The 257-nt window shown below is 50.2% G+C and carries 1 pseudogene; it reads left to right on the top strand.

What is annotated here, in order from left to right:
* Positions 1-226, top strand: a pseudogene (locus NLF92_RS13365) (3',5'-cyclic-nucleotide phosphodiesterase); the annotation flags it as partial.
* Positions 227-257: the final 31 nt, after the last annotated feature.

Below are 257 nucleotides of genomic sequence, written 5' to 3' on the forward strand. Positions count from 1 at the left end.
GCTTACAGATGAATATCCGCAAATAAAAGCCTTACTACACGGACACGTACATTCGCCGTTGCGCCAGCAGATAGGAAAGCACAATACGCCTTCTTACGGCAGCCCCTCTACGTGTTGGCAGTGGGAAATGCGGCCCGATTTTGGTGTTAGCAATGAAGCGCCGGGGTATCAGGTGATGAATTTAATGGGTGACGGCACGGTAAACGTTGCTGTTGTTAGGGTTTAGCTCAGTCGAGCTTGGCTTTGAAGGATGCTGT

Source organism: Opacimonas viscosa (assembly GCF_024199005.1).
GTDB classification, from domain to species: Bacteria; Pseudomonadota; Gammaproteobacteria; order Enterobacterales; family Alteromonadaceae; genus Opacimonas; species Opacimonas viscosa.